Consider the following 22,420-nt stretch of genomic DNA (forward strand, 5'->3'; position numbering starts at 1 on the left):
ATAACATTGGAGTATAGACCTATGTTTACTAATTTAAGCGCATTAATAAAGATGATGCTGCTAGCAACCGCACTGATTTTAACTGGCTGTGGTGGAGCTGATGTTAAATCGGGAAGCAATAACTTGCTGACCTGTAGTGTCCCTAATGTACCTAATTCAACGGGCACTGCATGCGTGGCACCACCGCCGATTCAGTGTGATGCGCCCACTGTACCTAATGAGACCAATGATGCCTGTGTGGTGGGAGCTGACCCAACTGCTCCTGAACCTATGGTGACCCCGGAAGCGGATCAGGCGGTTTTGTATTATAACCGAGCAGCGGTAGGTGCGGATAATTCCTCTACTGATCCCTCCTATGAAGGCTATCGTTTACACACGTGGAATAATGATACTTGTAGTGCATATGCTGACTCTGATACCGATTGGGCTAATGGTCGCGTGCATGACGGAGTGGATCCTAATTATGGTGCATATTGGGTTATTGATCTTGTTGAAAACTACGCGGGTAGCGCAGGAGCGTGTGGAAACTTCATTATCCATATTGGGACTGATGACGCCGGTAAAGAAATGGGCGGCTCAGATAAAAGAATGCCGCTGTCTCAAGATGATCCCAAATTCGCACGCATGAATTTTACGTTCTCTGGTGAAGAGGCCGTATTCGAGTATCCGATCGTTTCGCTCGGTCCTCAACCAGTTAAAATTGAAGGCCAACAAGCTCACTGGCTAGACGTTAATACCTTACTTTGGGATACCAGTGACGCGGTTGCTGTGGTGAAGTTACATTATTCGGCTGATGCTGATTTGGTCGCTTCTTTAGAGACTGGTTTAAATGGTACTGCTATCGAATTGACGGCAACTGACTTAACCGATGAACAGCAAGCCATTGCCCCTCATTTAGCGAATTTAGGCGCGTTTTATGGTGATTGGTCTGTAGAGGATGCTAAATCTGTATTTAAAACCCAAGCCGTTTTGGCCGGTTATAACGCTGAGGGACTGATAGTTGCTGCAACGGGTATTCAAATGGCCAATGCAATTGATCAGGTGTATACGTCAGGAGATATGGATGCGGATGAAGCAACGCTAGGTCCAATCTATGATGGCGATACAATCACTGCTTCAGTATGGGCGCCAACTGCGCAAAATGTACAATTAAAACTGTATAACCAGGACAAAACACTGGCGTCAACCATACCTATGTCAGTAGATGATGATACTGGTGTTTGGTCGTATACCGGCGGTGCGGAATTAGATCGACAATTATACCGATATGAAGTGACTGTTTATCATCCAAAGGCAAGCGGCATACAGGTATTAAATGTCACTGACCCTTATTCGGTTAGTCTTTCCACAAATAGTCGCTTTTCTCAATTTGTGAATTTGCAGGATGATGATCTTAAACCGGATGGGTGGGATTCACATGTGATTCCTACTATTGAAAATTTTGAAGATGCGGTCATCTATGAAGGGCATATTCGCGACTTTAGTGTGCGTGACCAAAGTACTTCGGCAGCTAATCGTGGCAAGTACTTAGCCTTTACTGAAGACGGCAGTTTGCCAGTAGAGCATTTACGCAAGTTAGCTGAAGCGGGTGTCACTCATTTCCATTTATTACCCGCTAACGATATTGCTTCAATCGAGGAAGACACAACTAAAGTCGTGGATTTAAACAGTACTTTTGGTCAACTTTGTCGTTTAAATACCAGTGCCGATATTTGTAAAGATGGCTCAATTAGTGAAGATATGACCTTAGCTGAGCTATTTGAAAGTTTTGGTGTTGGGGAAGGGCAAAAAGCCCAAGAGTTGACTCAAGCTATGCGTAATCACGACCAGTTTAATTGGGGGTACGATCCGTTTCACTTTAATGCGCCAGAAGGTAGCTATTCCTCTGACCCTGAAGGGGTTGCTCGGATTAAGGAAATGCGCGCAATGAATATGGCATTGCATGGGCTAGGATTGCGTGTGGCACTGGATGTTGTATACAACCATACCAATGCGTCAGAACTCAGCACAAAATCTGTCTTAGATAAAGTTGTTCCTGGGTATTACCACAGGTATGCAGTAGATACTGGCGCGATTATTCGTGAAACCTGTTGCGATGATACAGAACCCCGCAATGTGATGATGGAAAAATTAATGCAAGACTCACTTACGTTGTGGGCGTCTGAATATAAGTTTGATTCTTTCCGTTTCGACATTATGAGTCAAGCCAGCAAAGATACGATGGTACGGTTGTTTGAAGCGGTTAAAAGTGTGGATGAAGATACTTATTTCTATGGTGAAGGCTGGACTCGTGAAGATCGTGGTTACGAGCAAGCGAATCAAGGGAATATGGCTGGTACAGAAATAGGTACATACAATGACCGAATACGTGAAGCGGTTCGACAAGGTCACATCTTCAAGCGCGAAGCTGATAATGCCGCGATGCTCGACCAGGATAGAATTAAAATGTCATTGGCAGGCACCTTAACTGATTACGTCCTGGAAGATTTTAATGGTGTTGCTTCTACCACTAGCAGCATTGGTGGCTACGCGACAGATCCTGCTGATATTATCAATTATGTATCTAAGCATGATAATGAAACCTTATGGGATAATTTCCAATATACCTTGCCTGATGACTTAACATTGGCAGAGCGTGTGCGTGCTCAAAATGTAGGTGCTACTTTACCACTCATGTCTCAGGGTATCCCGTTCTTACAAATGGGCGGTGATTTCCTACGCTCTAAATCAATGGACCGCAATACCTATGATGCTGGAGATTGGTTTAACTACGTAGATTTCAGCATGCAATCGAATAACTGGAATGTTGGTCTACCATTAGCCGAGGACAATCAAGATAAATGGCAGCAAATGCAAATTTTCTTTGCTGCACCTGAACGTGCTGCAAGCATGACTGAAATTGAATTTGCTTCTGCAATATTTGATGAGATGTTAATGATACGCTCGGGCAGTCCTTTGTTTAGATTAACCTCTGGCGATCAGATAATAGACCGTCTTGGGTTTCACAATATTGGTCGCCGTCAAACTAACGGTTTGATTGTGATGAGTATTGATGATGGAGTATCTGCCGATCCTGATATGCCCAGAGCTGATCTTGATCCAATGGTCGATGCTTTAGTGGTGGTGGTTAACACCAGCTACGAAGAGCAAAGCCACACTGTCCCAACTGCTGCTGATTTTGAATTGCACAATGTGCAAATGGCTTCTACAGATCCTGTGGTTCGCGGCGCTTATTTTACTGCAGGTGAGGGAGAGGGGACCTTTACGGTGCCAGCCTTAACCACTGCTGTGTTTGTTAAACCACAAATGGGCGCTCAAGGCACAGGCTTATCTGCTTACGCCACATCAGGTGCTCCTGATGTTGTACCCTACGGCAGTACTTCCGTGTTTGTCCGCGGTGGATTCAACGGTTGGGGGGAAAGTAATAGCATGAACTATGTCGGTGACGGTATTTATGAAGCTGTTATCGCTGTTGCTGCCGGAACTTATGAATTCAAAGTGGCGTCTGCCGATTGGTCTACAGTTGATTTTGGTTCTTCCGATCAAGTTGTGTTGTTAGGAGATGAAAAAACCTTATCAAGAGGCGGTTCGAATCTACAATTGACACTAACCCAAGACGCTATCTTGAAATTTGTTATTGATGCAAGTGACTCAGAAGCTCCTGTATTTAGTGTTGATCACGAAGAACCTTTCTTCGGAACAACGGTATTTGTTCGTGGCGCTATGAATGGTTGGAGTGAAGATAACCCAATGTCTTATGATGTTGGCGGTATCTACACTACTACAATGAATATTGCCGCCGGAGATTACGAGTTTAAAGTGGCATCAGCTGATTGGTCGACTGTTGATTACGGTAGTGCCGAGGCAAATACTTCTATCGTAATTGGCCAACAAAAGTTTTTAGCTAAAAGTGGTAGTAATCTAGCGCTAACGATTGAGCAGGAAGGTGAATATAGCTTTGTTTTTGATGTAAGCAATATTGAGGAACCCACTGTTTCTGTGTTTTCTACGGAGTTTTTTGCAGATACGTCTGTTTATATTCGAGGTAGCATGAATGGGTGGGGCGAAGTAGATGTATTAAGCTACGACGGTGCTGGAGAATACTCCGTGCAAATTAACCTTGAAGCTGGCAGCTATGAATTTAAAGTGGCTTCTGCTGATTGGTCTACTGTTAATTTAGGTGCTGCAGAAGAAAGTACTTCAATCGATTTAGGGACACCCTTAGGCCTGCTTTATAATGCGAGTAATTTAATGTTAGAAATTGAGAGTGCAGGTTTGTATCAATTTAAGGTGTCAGGACCTGACCCTGAAGCGGCTGTGGTAACAGTGACCGCGGTGGAATAACACTATATAAATTTATGAGCAGCTAGCCGCGCTATTTATCGTCTTATTACTATAATATGAGACTTTATTTAGCGCGGTTTTTTACTTTCTGCAACAAGTTAAAGCCGTTATATCTACTTCTTACATCCACATGATTCACGCTGAATCACTTCTACTTGCATGGATTGTGTCTTAGGTTCTTCGCCGTTTATAAGCGACAATAGACTGGCGACTAATAATTCACCTGCACGAATCGTGTTTTGCGAAACGGTAGTTAATGCAGGGTGAGTGAATCGTGATACCGGAATATTATCATAGCCTACGACCGCAATATCATTGGGGATTTGTCTACCTAAATCTTTACAGGCTTGCATTACGCCAATCGCAATTAAATCACTGGCACAACAGATTGCATCTATTTCTGGACTAGCGCTCAAAAGTTGTTTGGCGGCATCATACCCAGAGTTTTCAGTAGAAAATGCTTCAACTTGGTAGTTTTTATCTACTTTCAGATGGGCATCTTTTAACGCTTGGCAATGACCTAAGTAACGGGCCTGAAATTCAGGGGCATGGTTATCTGCGCCACCAACAAAACCAAAGGTTTTACGTCCAGACTTAATCAAGTGTTGTGTCACATCAAATCCGCCTTGGTAGTTGTCACAGCCAATGGAAAGTCCAGGGTGAGCTTTATCTTCGGCTCCCCATCTGACGAAATGGGTTTGTTGTTCTTCCAGCTGAGTTAACTTATCTCGATAATCAACAAAATCGCCGTACCCCAGTAAAATGATACCATCGGCTTTATTCGTGTCTTCGAATTCGGCGTGCCAGTCATCACTCATATTCTGAAAAGATATGAGCAGATCATAACCTGCATTTGAACTTGCTTTGGTAATACTGCCTATCATCGATAAAAAGAACGGATTAATTAGAGAGTCATCGGTGGTCAGATCTTCAAACAATAATAAGGCTAGGGTTCTACTTTGTTGTTGGCGTAAATTACTCGCATTTTTATCCACCTTGTAATTTAGCTCAGTGGCTATCGCTTTGATTTTATCTCGAGTTTGTTGGTTAACCAGAGGGCTATCCCGAAGGGCTCTGGAAACAGTAGATTGTGATACGCCGGCGAGGTGGGCAATATCAAAAGAGGTCGCTTTTACTTTCATAGTGGTAACTTTTTATTATTCTTTAGCGATGCTGGTAAATGGAAAACCTTATATTCGTTACTTTTATACACCAGCTTTCAGGTGAATGCTTTATAAATTATTTGATTAAAAAGATTTTGCCTTTGTATCAAAGTGCTATAATGCCTTCTTTTTTCGTGTCTAATACATGTGTTACAGGGGAACTATTAATGGCCGAGACAGACATTCGTCCGACCAACTTTATACGTCAAATTATTGATAAAGATTTGCAAGCAGGGTTGCACCAACAAATACATACTCGTTTTCCGCCTGAGCCTAATGGTTATCTGCATATAGGCCACGCGAAATCGATATGTCTGAATTTTGGCATTGCACAAGATTATCAAGGCACCTGTAACCTCAGGTTTGATGATACCAATCCAGATAAAGAAGACATCGACTATGTCAATTCAATCAAGAACGATGTTCAATGGTTGGGGTTTCATTGGGAAGGCGATGCCCGTTATTCTTCAAACTATTTTGATCAGTTGCATGCTTATGCCACGCAATTGATAGAAAAAGGCTTGGCATATGTAGACTTTTCTAGTCAAGAAGCGATGCGAGAAATGCGTGGTACGCTAACTCAGCCTGGACAAAATAGTCCTTATCGTGACACCACAATTGAGCAAAACTTAGCTGAGTTTGGCAAAATGACAGCCGGAGAATATGCTGAAGGCCATTGTGTTTTGCGGGCTAAAATTGATATGACTTCCGCATTCATGTGTATGCGTGATCCGGTTATTTATCGCGTTAAATTTGCCCATCATCATCAAACGGGTGATAAGTGGTGTGTTTATCCAATGTACGATTTTACCCATTGTATATCTGATGCCATTGAAGGGATTACCCATTCACTATGTACGCTAGAGTTTCAAGATAATCGTCGTTTGTATGATTGGGTTATTGACAATATCGATATTCAATCACAACCACGTCAATACGAATTTTCACGCTTAAACCTAGAATATACGGTTTTAAGTAAGCGTAAACTGATTCAATTAGTTGAAGAAGATTTTGTTAACGGTTGGGATGACCCGCGGATGCCTACTATCGCTGGATTACGTCGAAGAGGGTATACACCTGCTTCAGTGCGTGAATTCTGTAAGCGTATTGGCGTGACCAAAATGGATAATATGGTCGAAATGGGAATGCTTGAAGCCTGTATACGTGAAGATCTTAATGAAAATGCCAATCGCGCTATGGCAGTATTAGCTCCCGTTAAGATCGTGATTGAAAATTATCCTTCTGATCAGGTTGAAGAACTTACCGCAGCTAATCATCCTAATGATGAAAGTAAAGGAACTCGCACTATTCCGTTTACTCGAGAAGTGCTAATCGAAGCCGATGACTTCCGTGAAGAAGCGAATAAGAAATTTAAACGCTTAGTATTGGGTAAAGAAGTGCGCTTGCGCAATGCCTATGTGATTAAAGCTGAGCGAGTTGAAAAGAATGACGCAGGGGAGGTCACAACGATTTATTGTAGTTATGATCCCGATACCTTAGGTAAAGACCCTGCTGATGGACGCAAAGTAAAAGGAGTAATTCATTGGGTAAGTGCGAGTAAAGCCTTACCGGCTGAAATACGACTTTATGATCGTTTGTTCACGGTGCCTAATCCTGCAGCTGAAGAAAACTTTGTTGATTGTATCAACCCTGATTCTTTAATTGTGAAAAATGGATGGGTAGAGCCAAGCTTATTAGATGCTGAAATAAATCAAACCGTACAATTTGAACGTACGGGGTATTTCTGCAAAGACAAGGACAGCAATGAATCTAATCTAGTATTTAACCGTACAGTGGGTTTACGTGATACTTGGGCTAAAATCGGCGATTGATTTTGTTTCAACGTCAGTAGTAAAAGTGCGGCTTTCATTAGCCGCACTTTTGTTTTTGAACCTTCGCTTAAACTCATTTTCATCCAAGCATAAGTTCAATTTGCTACGATTTAGGTTGGGCTACAAAGGTTTTTCCATTCTCTTCTTGACTGTCATCTGACATCAAATATAAATACAATGGCATAATATCTTCCGGCGTTTTAAGTGTACTTGCATCCTCTCCTGGAAATGCTTTTGAACGCATTGAAGTACGAGTAGCCCCTGGATTAATGCAGTTAAAGCGTAAACTTGAGCCTGCGTATTCATCAGCTAAGACTTGCATCATTCCTTCTGTTGCAAATTTTGATATTGCATAGCTTCCCCAATAGGCTCTGCCTTGGCTACCAACACTGGAACTGGTAAAAATAACTGAAGCTTTAGGAGCGAGCTCAAGGGCTTCTAATAATGCTTGTGTCATCAAAAATTGACTGTTTAAATTAATTTGCATTACTTGATTGAAAATATCTTCTTCAATCTGTTTAAAAGGTTCTAAATGCCCTAACACGCTGGCGTTTTGCAATACACCATCAAGCTTTCCAAACTGACTAATAATGGTATTGGCCATATCTTGGTAGTGTTTTTTAGTGGCACCTTGCATATCTAAGGGCACTATGGCGGGTTCTGGGTATCCTGCATTGACTATTTCATCGTAAACCGATTCCAGTTTTTTTACCGTCCGACCTAACAGAATGACAGTTGCCCCATGTTTGGCAAACGTTATTGCTGCTGTTTTACCGATACCAGCGCCGGCGCCGGTGATTAATATTGTTTTATTTTGTAAGGCATTTAATGGTGCAGAATAATTGAGCATTTTAAAAATTGAGTTAAACCAAAGATAACGAATTCTAACATTTAAGGGCTTTTTGAGGTATTCATTTTTGAGTTAACTGCATAGCATTGGGAAAGGCTGGGGGATTTCGATATTGTCTAGGTTTCTAGCTTGGTGACCTATATTCAAAAATTATAACCTACATGTTCACCGCAATTATTACCTAACAAAATATTAACAAACCTATTTGCAAAAAACTAACAAAGCCAATACTATGGGGGCAATGACAACTGGTCATACTTGTTAGATAGTGGACAGTTCAAGCTTTGAACGAAGGTTGACTAAAAAAACCACATTTTATAAGTGTATCAATGAAATAACTGTATTTGGGAGAAATAATGAAAAAACTGTTAATCAGCACAAGTATCGCTGCAGTGTTTGTGCTCGCTGGTTGCGGTGGTGGCGACGAACTAAAAGAAATCCAACAGGATACAACTAAAACAGTTCCCGCTTCACGTATTATGTTTGACCCCGCCAATAGTGTATTGAATGTTCCAAGTGACTTATTTTTCGCTTTAGTGGAAATCACTGACGATGGCACATTGGAAATGCCTGATGAGATAGCAGGTCAGGCAAATGGTGCAACCCCTGATTTTGGAAACCCTTCCGCTGCATTAGGCGCGTTAGATGGTTGGTCTACTCAACATCCGTTTACTTTTTCTACTTCACACCCTACAGGTGTTAGTTTAGATGCTAGCTCAGCAGCTAGTGCCGGAGCTGTGCGTATATTTGAAGGCGCAATTGGTGGTGATTTGAATGACCCCGACTGCACCACTGCACCACCAATAACCGGTTGTAAAGTGGGCGATGAATTAACCTTTGGTGTTGACTTTATTACTCAAGCAAGTGGTAACGACGTTGCAATTATTCCACTTAAACCGTTGAAAGAGTCAACTTCTTACTATGTGGTGGCAACAAATAAATTAACTGCTGGTGGACAGGCGTTGAAACCTTCAACCACCTATGAATTGGTTCGTCAGGATCTGACAACGCTACCTTTAGCAACAGATTCACAACGTAGCTTACAAGGGATTATAAACTCTTATGAAGCCGTGTTAACCAGTCAAGCTGGCCTGAGTCAAGACGAGATAATATTCAGCTATACTTTTACTACTCAATCTACTACGCAAATTATTGATACCGTTAAACAACTGCAAATTGCACCTTTCGCACAAGCTCTGCAAGCGGGTCTTTCACCTGCCGAAGCCGCTGCATATTTGCCAGTCATTCCAGTAACAGAAGCATCTGTGTCCACGGCATTTGATATGTTAGCGCCGAGTATTTTGGGCGAAGATCAATTGGCGGGATTAACTGCTGTAGGATTAAATACTTGTGATGGTATGATTTCCGCTATTTCTGATCCTTCATCTCCGTTATTCTCCACAGCTGCTGCCGTTTTTCCGCAGGTAGGGGCGTTTTGTGCCGCATCCATGAAAACAGGAAGTATTGACCTTCCTTATTACAGTGATCCGGCTGATCCTTTAAATGGTCGATGGGAAGCTGCTTGTACCAATGGTCTTGCGCTACAAACCTTGGGCAGTGAGCAAATTGCCACGCTTTTAGCCAATGGTACTATTAGCACTGGTCCTAATAATGATCTTTGTCAGGCCGCGTCTGGCGGACAGTTATTAGATTTAGACCTAAGTAATTTAGGTATGAACGATTTAAGACACGTAACACGTTACAGTCCTATTCCTGCAAGACAGGGGTCTAACGACGATGGAACTGAAACTCTTGATGTGCAGATTACTGTACCAGATGCCAATGTGATTGCTGTGTTAGCGGCGCTACCTAACTCTGGTGTAACTGCTATTAGTAAGCCGGAATCTGGTTGGCCTGTTGTTATATTACAGCATGGTATCACTTCTAAGAAAGAAGACTTCTTAGCTATCACTGGCGCTTTGTCACTAGCTGGTTTCGCAACAGTAGCAATAGACCATCCATTACATGGTAGTCGTGGATTTACCATTGACGGACAAATTGTGAATACCTCCACCGGTTTTGGTGGTTCAACCACAGATTATTTGAACCTTGCGTCGCTATTAACCACACGCGATAACAACCGTCAGAGTATTGTAGATGCTATGGGATTGCGTTTAGGACTTAACGCTGTTGTAGATTTAACTGGTGGTAGCGTTGATTTAGATAGCAGTAAAGTCTCATATATTGGACAGAGCTTAGGTTCTATAACGGGTATTCCATCCGTAGCCTCGTCAAATAAATCATTCGGGGAAACCAGTCCTCTTGCTGCATTTGATTCTATGTATGCATTTGAAACAGCGGTATTCAATGTACCTGGAGGTGGCACTGGTGGTTTCTTAATCGAGTCGCCTAGCTTTAGCAATCTAATTAAAGGTTCTTTATTAGCTTCATCATCCGCTGAATTCCAAGGGTATTTAGTTGAATATGCAACGGAAAATCAAATACCAGCAGAGCAAGCTATCATTCCTGCCTTTATTGCTTATGAAGCGCAACTTGATGAGGCTGGTTTAGCTGAGATTAATGCTACATTTGCGAGTTTCGTGTTTGCAGCACAAACGATAACAGATGCATCGGATCCTAATAACTTTGCGGCATTACTTGCTTCTAATAGTAACTTTATGTTCCAAGAAGTGATTGGTGGCGGGACTAATGATGATGGTTCAACTGCATTGCCAGATCAGGTCATTCCTAATTCAACGGTAAATTCACCGACCTTTGCGGGAACTGAGCCATTGGCAAAATTCGCTGGCTTGAGCGGAGTTTCAACTACCACAGATGGTAATGGACTGGTGCGTTTTATTGCTGGTGTTCACTCCAGTTTATTGAGCCCTTCGCCTAGTGCAGATGTAACAACTGAAATGCAAAAACAAGCCGCTGCGTTTTTTGCAACCGGCGGGACTATTGTTGTCACTGACACATTGGTGGTTGCCAATTAAGCCAAAGTGATTAGAAAAGTCAAGTCTATGACTTGGCTTTTTTTTTGCCTGCTCTTATCTTAAATTGCGAACTCAGCTATATTCTGATAATTGTAAATACGTGGTCTGTGTCTGAATGTGAAAATAAAGCGCTTTTAATCTCACATTTTGTCCCCACATAGATGGATTACCTTGTGATCGGCTTTTGAGCTGATCCCCAAATTAGTAATATTATTCAGTTGATACTTGTATCAAGATAAAGGAGTAACGCTTGGAGTTTTTATTTCAATATGGTTTATTTGTGGCCAAAGCAGTCACCATTGTGGTCGCAATTTTACTGACAGTAGGCGGTATCGTTGCCCTTGCTTCAAAGCAAAAACAGGGCAATGGACAGTTAGAAATTAAATCTGTTTCTGAGCAGTTTGAAGAGTTAAAGGAACATGCTCAACATCTCCTTTTAAGTAAAGAACAACTTAAGAAAAAGCAAAAAGAACAGAAAAAAGCGGATAAAGTCGCTAAAAAGAAAGATGAATCTGACCAAAAACCGAATTTATTTGTAGTGGATTTTAAAGGCTCAATGGATGCCCACGAAGTGGATAGTTTACGCGAAGAAATTACGGCTATTTTATGCGCTGCTCAGCCAAAGGATGAAGTGTTGGTGCGTTTGGAAAGTGGTGGTGGAGTTGTGCATGGTTATGGATTGGCAGCATCTCAATTACAGCGTCTAAAAGATAAAAATATTCATCTCACCGCTGCGGTCGACAAAGTGGCGGCAAGTGGTGGTTATATGATGGCCTGTGTGGCGGATAACGTATTAAGTGCTAAATTTGCGATCATAGGTTCAATTGGTGTGATTGCTCAGTTACCGAACTTTAATAAGATTTTAAAGAAAAACGATATTGAATTTGAACAACATACCGCAGGGGATTTTAAGCGCACATTGACGTTGTTTGGCGAAAACACTGATCAGGGAAGAGACAAGTTTAAGCAAGAACTTGAAGAAGTGCATGTGATGTTTAAAGACTTTGTATCATCTCATCGCTCTGAGCTTGACATTGATAAAGTGGCTACTGGTGAATACTGGTATGGTAGTCGTGCAAAAGAGCTAGGCTTGGTTGATGCAATTCAAACCTCTGATGACTTTTTAATGAGTAAATTAGAGAGCCGAAATATTTATTCAGTTAAGTACAGTAAGAAAAAGGGTCTAGCTGAAAAGTTAGGTAAAGCCGCATCTACTGGGATTGAGTCCGCCTTTGTAAAGCTATGGTCAAAAAGCCAGACCCTTTTTAAATAAGAGCTAGTTGCTTAAAATTATAATCGTACAGAGATGGAAATGAAAAGAGCGACCTAGGTCGCTCTTTTTTATGCTTAATTTTTAACTGTTACCAACCACATTGTCGACCTTGGTTTTGTTCATCTAACCAAGCTTTAAGAGGCTCAAAGTAATCAAGAATGGCGGTGGCATCCATTTCAGGTTTGCCGGTTAGGGTTTCCAAGGCTTCTTGCCAAGGTTTGCTTTGACCCATTTCCAACATATTATTCAAAGCTGCTCCGGCTTCTTTGCTACCGTATATCGAACAGCGATGAATAGGACCTTTATCACCGGCAATTTCACACAAGCTTCGGTGGAATTGGAACTGTAATATATGAGCTAAGAAATAGCGTGTATAAGGAGTATTGGCTGGTACATGGTATTTAGCACCTGGATCAAATGCATCGGCAGGGCGATCAACTGGTGCCTTCAAACCTTGATACTTTTCACGTAGTTCCCACCAAGCTGTGTTGTATTGTTCTGGCGTGACTTCTCCTGAGAATACTTTCCAGCGCCATTGATCAACCATTAACCCAAAAGGTACGAATGCTATTTTATCTAAGGCCAGTTTAAGTAACATGCCTATATCATTCGAAGCATCTGGAATAGTATCCACTAAACCGATTTCCTTTAGATATTTTGGGGTAATGGATAAAGCAACTGTGTCGCCAATTGCTTCATGAAAGCCGTCATTGGCAGCGCCTTGGTATACCGTTGGTTGCTTATTATAGGCTCGTTGATAGTAGTTATGGCCTAACTCGTGATGTATTGTTGAGAAATCTTCACCATTCTTCTGAATACACATCTTAATACGCAGATCTTCTACGTTATCTAAGTTCCAAGCTGAAGCATGACATACTGCATCTCTTTCAGTTGGCTGTTTGAACATAGAGCGTTCCCAAAAGGTTTCTGGTAGGGGATCAAAGCCTAACGATGAGAAAAAAGACTCTGCTTGTTTAACCATCTTAATTTCATCGTAATTGTGCTCTTCCAAGGCTTTGGTTATATCAATTACGTCCATTTTTTGCTCGGGTTTGACGATGTCATAAACATTGCCCCAAGATTGCCCCCACATGTTACCTAATAAATGTGCTGGAATAGGTTCATTTTGAGGAACAATGTCTTCACCATATTTCTCGCCTAATTCTGCACGAACGTGACAATGAAGTGCTTCATAGAATGGTTTTACTTGCCCCCATAAACGGTCAAGCTCTTGGCCAAATGCATCCGCTTCCATGTCGTAGCTGCCGCGCCACTGTTCGCTTAAATCTTTTTTACCCAGTTCTTGGGCACCCAAGTTCGCAAGTTCAGTTTGCTCCGCATAAAGTGCTTTCATTGGTGGAGACACTTGGCGCCAACCTTCCCACATTTCTAAAAGTAGCTTAGGGTCACGCTCAGTTGCCATAATGTTAGACATTTCAGGAAGACTGAAACATTCATCTTCAGTACGGCAATATTTACCTGCGCCGTACATGCCTCCTAACTCAGACCCTATCTGGGCTAAACGCGCAGACTTCTCTGGATCTCCAGGGGCAGGCATCACCAAGATATTAGACATTAAATTAAGCTTACGTCGTGTATCTGCATCAACTTCAACAGAATTAAATTTTGCAGCCTCTTTGGCATAACTGGTCGCTTTGGAAGTAACTTTTTCGTTAAAATAGGCACTTAACGCAGCAGTATCTTGGTTAATGTATGTTTGATAGGCCCACTCAGCCTGAGCTGCAGGTACTAACATTTCTGCAAGATCTTGTTGCGCTTTTTCAACAAACTGCTGCGCATCTTTTTTAGTTAAAGCTTGAGGTTCAGACTGTGAGGAGGCTTCTTGTTTATCCCCACATGCAGCCAAACCTAAGGCAGCAATAACAAATAGTGCACTTTGAGTGCGTTTGAAAGTCATGTGTTTTTCCTTTTAAAAACAGAAATGAAAAAGCGGCTAATAAGCCGCCTAAATCGTTTATCACCTAGCATTGTACAAATTAACGTGGCAGTTTTGAACCAGGATTTTGCGCCATAATCTGATCTTGCCAATATTGTTTAACAGAGAAACTACTTTTTGATTTAGCTTTCTTGGTTGCCTTTGCTTTTGCCGCAGGTTGCTTTTGTTGTTTAGCAGTTTTGTTTTCAACCGGTTCAACTTTAGAGTCACTTGATTCAAGTTCAGTAATCATTTCTTCGAGAGCTGACAAACGGACATTTTTACCGCCGTCGACACTGTACCAACCGCCTTTTGCTTCTATTGTCGGCGCTTTGCCGTGGGCGGATTTATATGCTTCGGTAAATTTCTCGATAACCTGTTCTTTGTCCAGTTTGCTCATCGTAGGGTCTACACCTTTTTTGCTAAAAATAATTGATATTGTTGAAATGCTTTTATACCGTGTTTTCAGAAAGATGTCTAATTTCGACATTTATGTGTATAAAATGCTATTAAATTGTAAAGAGTGAATATGAGCATCAATAATCAAACGTTGTTAAGCCACCTTAATCAGCTGCTAAAACCAGAAAAAGTTAAGGATTATTGTCCTAATGGGTTACAAGTAGAAGGCGTGTCTGAAATTAGCAAGATTGTTACTGGGGTAACGGCCTGTCAGGCACTAATTGACCGTGCTGTTGAGTTGAACGCAGATGCAATTTTTGTTCACCATGGCTATTTTTGGCGTGGTGAAAATCCCTGTATTGTTGGCATGAAACGTCAAAGAATTAAGCAGCTTATTAATCACGATATTAATCTTTACGGTTATCATTTACCGCTGGATATTCACCCAGAATTAGGTAATAACGCGCAATTAGCAAAAAGGTTAAATATAGAAGTCATCGGAGGTTTGGAACAACAAAATCCGCAAAGCGTCGCCATGCATGGGCAATTCGAAACACCATTAACCTTGCAGCAATTGGCTAAAACTGTTGAGCAGTCATTACAACGTACACCACAAATCATTAGTGCTGGTGAGCACAGTATAAAATCAATTGGTTGGTGCACAGGCGGCGGCCAAAGTTATATTGAAATGGCAGCAGAGCAGGGCATAGATGCGTTTATCAGTGGCGAAATATCTGAACAAACGGTGCATGTCGCCAGGGAGATGGGGATCCATTTTATCGCCGCCGGCCACCACGCAACGGAACGTTATGGAGCCAAAGCCTTAGGCGAGTATTTGGCCAAATCCTTTGATTTAGACGTGACTTTTGTGGATATTGATAATCCGGTATAGTCACCAACAGGTTAGAACCAACTTTTTACTTTGACCCAAGTATTTCCCATCCATTCATACCACCAGCGCTCAAACTTGTATACGTTTTGGGCGTTTGGTAGCAAGTATCCGCTGTCGCCATCCTCAGAATCACGCACCAGGTGTTCCGTTGGCGCGGCAATAGGTTTTAAACCTTGTTGTTCAAACAAATTAACTGCCCGTTTCATGTGAGAGGCTGATGTGACTAAGGCAAATGCTTTATTATTCAGGGTGGCGCGCAAATTTGCCGCTTCTTCTTCGGTATCTTTGGATAACGAAACCTCGATAATGCGATTTGATGGGACTCCCATTGCAATCAAAAACTGTGCGTTCATATAGGCGTTACTGAATGTTTGGCGTCCTACATTTCCCGACGTCACTATTTTTGCCTGTGGATTATATTGCAATATTCTAATCGCCTCTGTAGCTCTTATTAGCGAACAAGGAGAAAGTTGAGACGTAATAGGGACAGCTCTATCATTGACATGGCCACAGCCGAGTACGACGATATATTCGACCTTTTTAGCAAGATCGTATTGTGGATATTGACGTTCTAAGGAATGCAATAGCGTATTTGGCAATGGCGCAAAAGAAACCAATATAAAACCGATGACTCCCGCACTCAAAAACACATTGGCTTTAGCGTATTTTTTCCGCCAGATATAGAAAATAGCGATTAACAAAAGCAATAGAATAATCGGAAGTGGCATTAAGAATACACCGATAAACTTTTTAATTAAGAACAAATCCACGTAAAATGATCTCCAATGAAGTCACTAAGAGTGAACGCAACTTGTTCACCCCAATATTATAATCCTATGAGTAAAAATTCAGATCAAAGCTTTGATTCGTTGATGGATAAATTTGCCAACAATATTTATGGTTCGAGTAAAGGTAAACTGCGCCATGAATTGTTAGTTAATAGCCTGCACGATTATATCAAGCTTGCAAATAAACCGCTCGATATAATCGATGTTGGTGGTGGCACAGGGATTATGAGTAAGGTAATGCTAGAGTTGGGGCATACCCTTACGTTTAATGACTTGTCGGCTGAAGCAGTTGAAATGGCAAAGGAAAACTTGGCTGAATTTGATGATGTGACTTTTGTTTGTGGTTCTCTAAATGACTTACCACCTAACAAAACCTATGACTTGGTGATTTGCCACGCTGTTTTAGAGTGGTTGAATTCACCGTTTGAAGCTATTTCCGCATTGGTGTCTCAAGTCAAGCCAGGTGGCATTTTGTCGTTAAGCTTTTTTAATAAAGATGCGCACCGCTTCGGTAATCTCCTTTATGGTAATTTTGATTATGTTGCTGCTGACATGAAAAATAAAAACACAGTGAGATTGAATCCTAACAATGCGTTAGAACCAAAAAAAGTCATAAGTCACTTACAAAACTTGCCAGTAGAGATTATAAGCAGTGCAGGGATTCGGTGTTTTCATGATTATTTGAAAGATACAACGAAACAGCAAGACGAATATGAAAATATAAAAGCAGCGGAAATAAAATATGGCCATACCGAACCCTACAAATGGTTAGGTAAATATTTCCACCTTATTGTTCGTTGTTAAAGTTGGCTTTAACAAAACCACATATGTTAAGCATCCATGCTCAATGAATCGGATTTAGACTAAGAATGTGTGGGGATCTGATTGTTGTTTATCCATTAGCGCAATATTGTTAAGGGTCGTTTGCGCAATTTGTTGTAATGCCTCGTCGGTGAAAAAACCTTGATGGCCAGTAATTAGAACATTGGGAAACCCTACTAATCTATCAAATACGTCGTCTTGCATTATTTCCCAAGATTTATCTTCAAAAAAGAGGTCTGATTCCATTTCGTATACATCTAAGCCTAATTGACCAATTTTTCGCGACTTTAGAGCCCTGATCACAGCTTTACTATCTACCAAACCGCCACGAGAAGTATTAATTAGCATAACACCATCTTTCATTTTGCTAATTGAATCATCGTTTATCATGTGTTGGCTTTCATTTGTTAGCGGGCAATGCAGACTTATGATATCTGAGTCGCACAGCAGGGTGTCGAGGGAAACAAAAGTGATGTCCTTTTGGTCGCTTGTTTGCGTGATGGGGTCATAACAGATTACTTTGCAGCCCAGTCCCAAAAGTATGTTAGCAGTACATTTTCCTATTTTTCCGTAACCCACAATACCTGCAGTTTTGCCATGAAAGTTGAAGCCAATTAATCCGTTAAGACTAAAGTTGTTCTCGCGAACGCGGTTGTAGGCTTTATGCAATTTTCTATTTAACGTCATCATTAACGCAACAGTATGTTCAGCCACAGCTTCAGGAGAATAGGCAGGAACGCGAGATACCCTTATTCCAAGTTGTTTTGCCTTTTGTAGATCAACATTATTGAAACCAGCACAGCGCAATGCAATGTGTTTTATACCCATTTCTTTTAGCTGTTCAATAACTTGACTATCAACTTGGTCATTCACAAAAACACATATTGCTTCGTATCCCTGACATAAAGCAACGGTATCAATGGATAACCTCGCTTCTTGAAAGTCTAAGGTGAAATTATACAGCGTGTTTTGTTTGTTAAAGTAACTAATATCATGCGATTTACTACTGAAAAAAAGTGTTTTCATTCTGCTAGTCCCTTGTGCGCAAGTTGTGATTTTGGGATGACAAAAAGCGATTTACAATAATGCTTCGATGTCTTTTTGAATCGCTTCGGGTTTTGTTTTGGGAGCGTATCTTGCCAGTACTTTGCCTTCTTTATTGACCAAAAATTTTGTAAAGTTCCATTTGACACTTTTACTTCCTAACACCCCAGGAGCTTCAGCTTTGAGGAATTCATAAAGTGGTGATGCGTCTTTACCATTAACATCTGACTTTTTAAATAACGGAAAGTCGACATTAAAATTTAAACTACAAAACTGTTCTATTTCAGAGTCTGAACCAGGCTCTTGATGACCAAATTGATCGCATGGAAATCCAAGAATTTCTAATCCTTGTGACTTGTATTTTGTGTAAAGTGATTGTAATCCATCATATTGAGGAGTGAAGCCACATTTACTTGCGGTGTTGACTATCAATAGAACTTTGCCCTTATAATCGGAAAGCTCTTTTATTTCACCGTTATTCATGGGCATTTGAAAGTCGTAAATCGTATTTGGCATAATTTTCTCGTTTATATTTTTAATGTCGCTAGGGATTGGATACTTAGGTTGAAATTTCGCGTATTAAGCTAGCATTGTTTAAGTAATATATCATGGTGATAGATAGGAAGCAGATCAATAGAGCATTTTTATTTAGGTTTAATTTTGTACTGTTTTTATCGTACTAAAAGATGATTTAGGTAACGTCCTAAATCATCTTTTTATGTGAATTACACAAGAGGTTCGTAATTCCATTGATGTCCCGCATAATGGACCTTCGCTTTTGCATATTCTCGTTCAGCACGCCAAGTGCGGTTATTGAGTTTAACCACTACACCAGCGTACAAACGTTTATTGGCAATGAGTTTAATATCCTGCTGATAGGATTCTTTTGCCAATTTCATTTTTTCACACTTAGCCTCTAACCATTCCAATAATTGAGACTCGTTTTTGAACATTTCCTCTGCTTCTTTAAACTTACGTTGTAATTCTGGATGGATTTTTTTGCCGCGCATTAACTCGAATTTACCCCTGTGGCGAAGGTTATTATCGCGCAGTTGCAATAAAAGCTCATCAACAGTGTCTTTTCTTTCCAGCAGAGTATTAAAGCCGTGGCTGAAATCAATATTCAGGTGGCTTCCAGATACAGCGCCAAGAGTGCCTGCGGTTATTGCACCTTTGCACTGAATATCACAGGCGAATAAGTTCCCATTTGGTTTATCAATAGGACCAACAGTGACACTACCACCGCAATTGATTTTACTGTAAGCCAATTGACGACCAATGGTGACATTTCCACTACACTGCACATTAAGACCTTGACCATGTTGCACATGGACGCTGCCCTCGGCTATTAACTTAGTACTAAATTCGGTGCTATGTTCATTGACTTTGCCCATGGCTCCTTCCGTTATGATGATATCGCCACCTGCTTTGATGGTTGCTGATTCAACAAAGCCATTGATCGTGACATCACCGCTGGCGGTAATTTCCATCTTTTCAGTAACATCGCCATTTACCAGCACCGCACCATCGTATTTAATATTACCTGTGCCTACATTTACACCTTTACAAATGAAGGTATCATCAACCCACATTTTGCCGTTTTGAAACTTTGGCATGCCGGTTATAGCAGCTAGATATAAATTTTCATCCTGATCGCTACTCTTGATACCTTCACCTGGTTTGAATTTAATCCAATTGCCAGGTTTAGGGGCAATTATTCCACCTTTAACGGTAAATCCACTGCGGCCTTTAGTAGGAGCGATTCGTCGTAACACTTCTGTATTGGCTTTGACACAAATGACATCACCTAAATTACGCATGTCTACGCGAGTAGAGCCACTTGACTGTGGTTTAAGAATTCTTTCTAGTGCATTAGGGACCAATGGGTTCAATTTAGAATCTTTGCCATTTTTCACCGGCAGGCCTTTTGCTACTAAGTCTTCAATGATTGAACCCGGTTTTGCCGCTTTTGCTTTTGTTGCAATTTCATTGATGGTTTTATCACTTAGGCCTCTTACAACCCCTTTATCATTTGCTATTTTGACTAATTCACTAGCCGTAGGGGAATGACCTCCATATGCGGCAGTGACAGAGATAAAAGCCACCATGTCATTGTCTTCAATGCGAAACTTTACTGTCGCATCTTTTTTCTCCGCAATAACTTCGCTAATAACCTCATAGCTGCCTTCTTTTCGCGCTTTGGTCAATAAATCATTGGCATTAATGACATTTTCATCAGATAAATACAAAGCTGAATAGTTGCTGTTATTAAAACTATTAATAAGGGATTTCACGTCTATATTGGGCGCAACTTCGCTTGGATTTATGAGTAAGCTTAAAAACGTTCCACTGTCATCAAGCCTAAAATTAATGCCTTTCATTACTACCACCTGAAATTAATCCGATCTATTTGTTACTGCTGTATCGACTATATTTATGAATATATTAATTATAGACAAAATATACCATTAGGTTCGTCAGCTTACTTTGATTTTTCTGCGCATTAGCCAAATTTATATTTGGCGCTAAAAAATGTTTTCTGTTTTTCATAACTACAGACTTTCAGCGTAATGGTGTAGTGCTCTAATTATCGCTCTTTTTTCAGGATTATTCTGATACTCAAAAGTGAGTTGCTCTAATAAATCAAGGTATTCGGGAAGCTGTATACTCGCCGGCGAGTCTGGATCTGTCAGGCGGTACTGTCTATGTCGCTGCCACTTGATGACTTCTTCTTCATTTAAGCTTAAAGGATAATTTCTGGCCCTGTAACGGAATACTAGGGTGTTAAGTCTTGGATCGCTAAACTGCCAATCTTTTGGACCTAGATTGCTTGGGTCGATTTGATGAATTTGATCGAGTTTTTGTCGGTCCGAATCACTTAAAAAACCACCAGTATAGAGTGCGTAGTCCGGATCAATCGTTGGATCAGATTGACGTTCTTCATCAAATACCGCAGTAAGTTTTGTTGATAAACTGGGTTCATTTTTCAACTTAGCTAAATTTTGCAAACACAGATTGCGATCAATGCCCAAGCGCTCTGCATTTTCTTCGGTAAGGGTTTTAGCTGGTGCGATAATGGGGCACTTATTCAAGTGAATAAGCTTTATCGGAAGTCTTTGCTGACCTTCCTGCATATCTGCAGTTCGTTGGTATAATCGAGCTTTTATTTCTTCAATATCTAAATCATAGAGGGGGCTGGGATCTAACCCAAGATTCAAACATATAATCGCATTCTTATTTGCTGGATGGTAAGCAATTGGCAGTACCCAGGTACAGCATCCATTTTGGGCCGGTAATTTTGATGAAATATGCACTAAGGGAACTTGTGCATCAATGTTGATATGCTCAGCCACCTTACGTTTATTGCGCAGACTGAAAATGTAGTCATAAAGCTTAGGTTGGGCCTGTTTAATTAGTTTGGCAATGGCAATAGTTGCATATACGTCTGATAGGGCATCATGGGCATCTGCGTGAGCAATATCATTCGCCTGGGTAAGGTCTTCCAATTTAAAGCTTGGTGTGCCATCTTCTTTATATACCCAATTTATCCCCTCTGGTCTTAGCGCATAACAAGCTCGCACTAAATCAATGATATCCCATCTGCTATTGCCATTTTGCCATTCTCGCGCGTAAGGGTCATATAAGTTTCGATACAGGGTGTAACGTGTGACTTCATCATCAAATCGAATACTATTATAACCAGCACTGCAGGTTCCTGGAGTGGCCATCTGTTGAAGAATTTTTTTGATAAATTCAGCTTCAACCAAACCGTCTCTTAAGGTTAATTGCGGAGTAATACCTGTGACTAAAGCTGCATGAGGATTAGGCAAATAATCATTGGGTATTTGACTGTACCATTTCACCGGCTTATCGATAATATTTAGCTCAAGGTCTGTTCTTATCCCAGCAAACTGACAAGGAAAGTCTTTTTGCGGGTTGACCCCCCATGTTTCGTAATCGTGCCAAAGGATTGATGGGTTCAAGGTACTCACTCTCTAATATTGATTCACTCGAAACTACCGTTAAAACAAGGCGTATTTTCAACCTGTTTTTATTTGAGTCGAATTCGAGATATGAAAAATAAGAATTATACAGAAACCAATAGGTTCTGCTATGCAGAATGCAGTTACTTCGTTTTTCA

Annotated in this window: 15 protein-coding genes; 6 read left to right on the plus strand and 9 right to left on the minus strand. The window is 41.0% G+C overall.

The annotated features are described in order from the left end of the window. Positions 1-21 precede the first annotated feature (21 nt). Positions 22-4,344 (plus strand): pullulanase-type alpha-1,6-glucosidase, encoded by a 4,323-nt coding sequence (gene pulA, locus ABWV72_RS02095; protein ID WP_353368458.1) that lies wholly within the window; start codon positions 22-24, stop codon positions 4,342-4,344. 113 nt (positions 4,345-4,457) lie between these two features. Here the strand turns inward: pulA and ABWV72_RS02100 are convergent, their stop codons facing one another. After that, entirely contained in the window at positions 4,458-5,486 is a 1,029-nt protein-coding gene (locus ABWV72_RS02100; protein ID WP_353368460.1) for a LacI family DNA-binding transcriptional regulator, read from the minus strand. 188 nt (positions 5,487-5,674) lie between these two features. Here ABWV72_RS02100 and glnS point away from each other — a divergent pair, with 188 nt between their 5' ends. Then, the gene (gene glnS / locus ABWV72_RS02105) at positions 5,675-7,339 is read left to right on the plus strand and encodes a glutamine--tRNA ligase (RefSeq protein ID WP_342808061.1); all 1,665 of its coding nucleotides are present in this window, start codon (positions 5,675-5,677) and stop codon (positions 7,337-7,339) included. Between the two features lie 103 nt (positions 7,340-7,442). Here glnS and ABWV72_RS02110 read toward each other — a convergent pair whose 3' ends face one another. Beyond that, positions 7,443-8,189: a YciK family oxidoreductase gene (locus tag ABWV72_RS02110; protein ID WP_353368462.1), complete on the minus strand. Its 747-nt coding sequence runs from the start codon at positions 8,187-8,189 to the stop codon at positions 7,443-7,445. Positions 8,190-8,545: 356 nt separating this feature from the next. Here ABWV72_RS02110 and ABWV72_RS02115 point away from each other — a divergent pair, with 356 nt between their 5' ends. Together ABWV72_RS02115 and sohB are read left to right on the plus strand one after the other, a co-directional pair. Further along, positions 8,546-11,125, plus strand: a complete 2,580-nt coding sequence (locus ABWV72_RS02115) for a VolA/Pla-1 family phospholipase (RefSeq protein ID WP_353368464.1) — start codon at positions 8,546-8,548, stop codon at positions 11,123-11,125. 250 nt (positions 11,126-11,375) lie between these two features. Continuing rightward, complete coding sequence (sohB, locus tag ABWV72_RS02120; RefSeq protein WP_353368466.1) at positions 11,376-12,398, plus strand: protease SohB; 1,023 nt, start codon at positions 11,376-11,378, stop codon at positions 12,396-12,398. Positions 12,399-12,486: 88 nt separating this feature from the next. On the opposite strand, the gene ABWV72_RS02125 is transcribed toward sohB, so the two are convergent. Next, positions 12,487-14,316 carry a M2 family metallopeptidase gene (locus ABWV72_RS02125; protein ID WP_353368468.1) on the minus strand — a complete coding sequence of 610 codons (1,830 nt, stop codon included), beginning with the start codon at positions 14,314-14,316 and terminating at the stop codon, positions 12,487-12,489. A gap of 79 nt (positions 14,317-14,395) precedes the next feature. Next, positions 14,396-14,734, minus strand: a complete 339-nt coding sequence (locus ABWV72_RS02130; protein WP_303501052.1) for a hypothetical protein — start codon at positions 14,732-14,734, stop codon at positions 14,396-14,398. Between the two features lie 129 nt (positions 14,735-14,863). Between ABWV72_RS02130 and ABWV72_RS02135 the strand changes: the two genes are divergently transcribed. Next, positions 14,864-15,625, plus strand: a complete 762-nt coding sequence (locus tag ABWV72_RS02135; RefSeq protein WP_303501054.1) for a Nif3-like dinuclear metal center hexameric protein — start codon at positions 14,864-14,866, stop codon at positions 15,623-15,625. Between the two features lie 11 nt (positions 15,626-15,636). On the opposite strand, the gene elyC is transcribed toward ABWV72_RS02135, so the two are convergent. After that, positions 15,637-16,395, minus strand: a complete 759-nt coding sequence (gene elyC, locus ABWV72_RS02140; protein WP_342808070.1) for an envelope biogenesis factor ElyC — start codon at positions 16,393-16,395, stop codon at positions 15,637-15,639. Between the two features lie 15 nt (positions 16,396-16,410). Between elyC and ABWV72_RS02145 the strand changes: the two genes are divergently transcribed. After that, a complete protein-coding gene (locus ABWV72_RS02145) occupies positions 16,411-17,217 on the plus strand; it encodes a methyltransferase domain-containing protein (RefSeq protein WP_353368471.1) in 807 nt (268 codons plus the stop codon). A gap of 54 nt (positions 17,218-17,271) precedes the next feature. On the opposite strand, the gene ABWV72_RS02150 is transcribed toward ABWV72_RS02145, so the two are convergent. The 4 genes from ABWV72_RS02150 to sbcB all read right to left on the minus strand — a co-directional run bounded on the left by ABWV72_RS02150 (position 17,272) and on the right by sbcB (position 22,262). Further along, positions 17,272-18,261 (minus strand): 2-hydroxyacid dehydrogenase, encoded by a 990-nt coding sequence (locus ABWV72_RS02150; protein ID WP_342808074.1) that lies wholly within the window; start codon positions 18,259-18,261, stop codon positions 17,272-17,274. Positions 18,262-18,312: 51 nt separating this feature from the next. Then, positions 18,313-18,795, minus strand: a complete 483-nt coding sequence (locus tag ABWV72_RS02155) for a glutathione peroxidase (protein WP_216046447.1) — start codon at positions 18,793-18,795, stop codon at positions 18,313-18,315. A gap of 209 nt (positions 18,796-19,004) precedes the next feature. Next, entirely contained in the window at positions 19,005-20,660 is a 1,656-nt protein-coding gene (locus ABWV72_RS02160; RefSeq protein ID WP_216046448.1) for a flagellar assembly protein A, read from the minus strand. Positions 20,661-20,831: 171 nt separating this feature from the next. Beyond that, positions 20,832-22,262, minus strand: a complete 1,431-nt coding sequence (sbcB, locus tag ABWV72_RS02165) for an exodeoxyribonuclease I (RefSeq protein WP_502902106.1) — start codon at positions 22,260-22,262, stop codon at positions 20,832-20,834. Positions 22,263-22,420 lie beyond the last annotated feature (158 nt).

This window comes from Aliiglaciecola sp. NS0011-25, from assembly GCF_040370605.1.
Taxonomy (GTDB): Bacteria; Pseudomonadota; Gammaproteobacteria; order Enterobacterales; family Alteromonadaceae; genus Aliiglaciecola; species Aliiglaciecola lipolytica_A.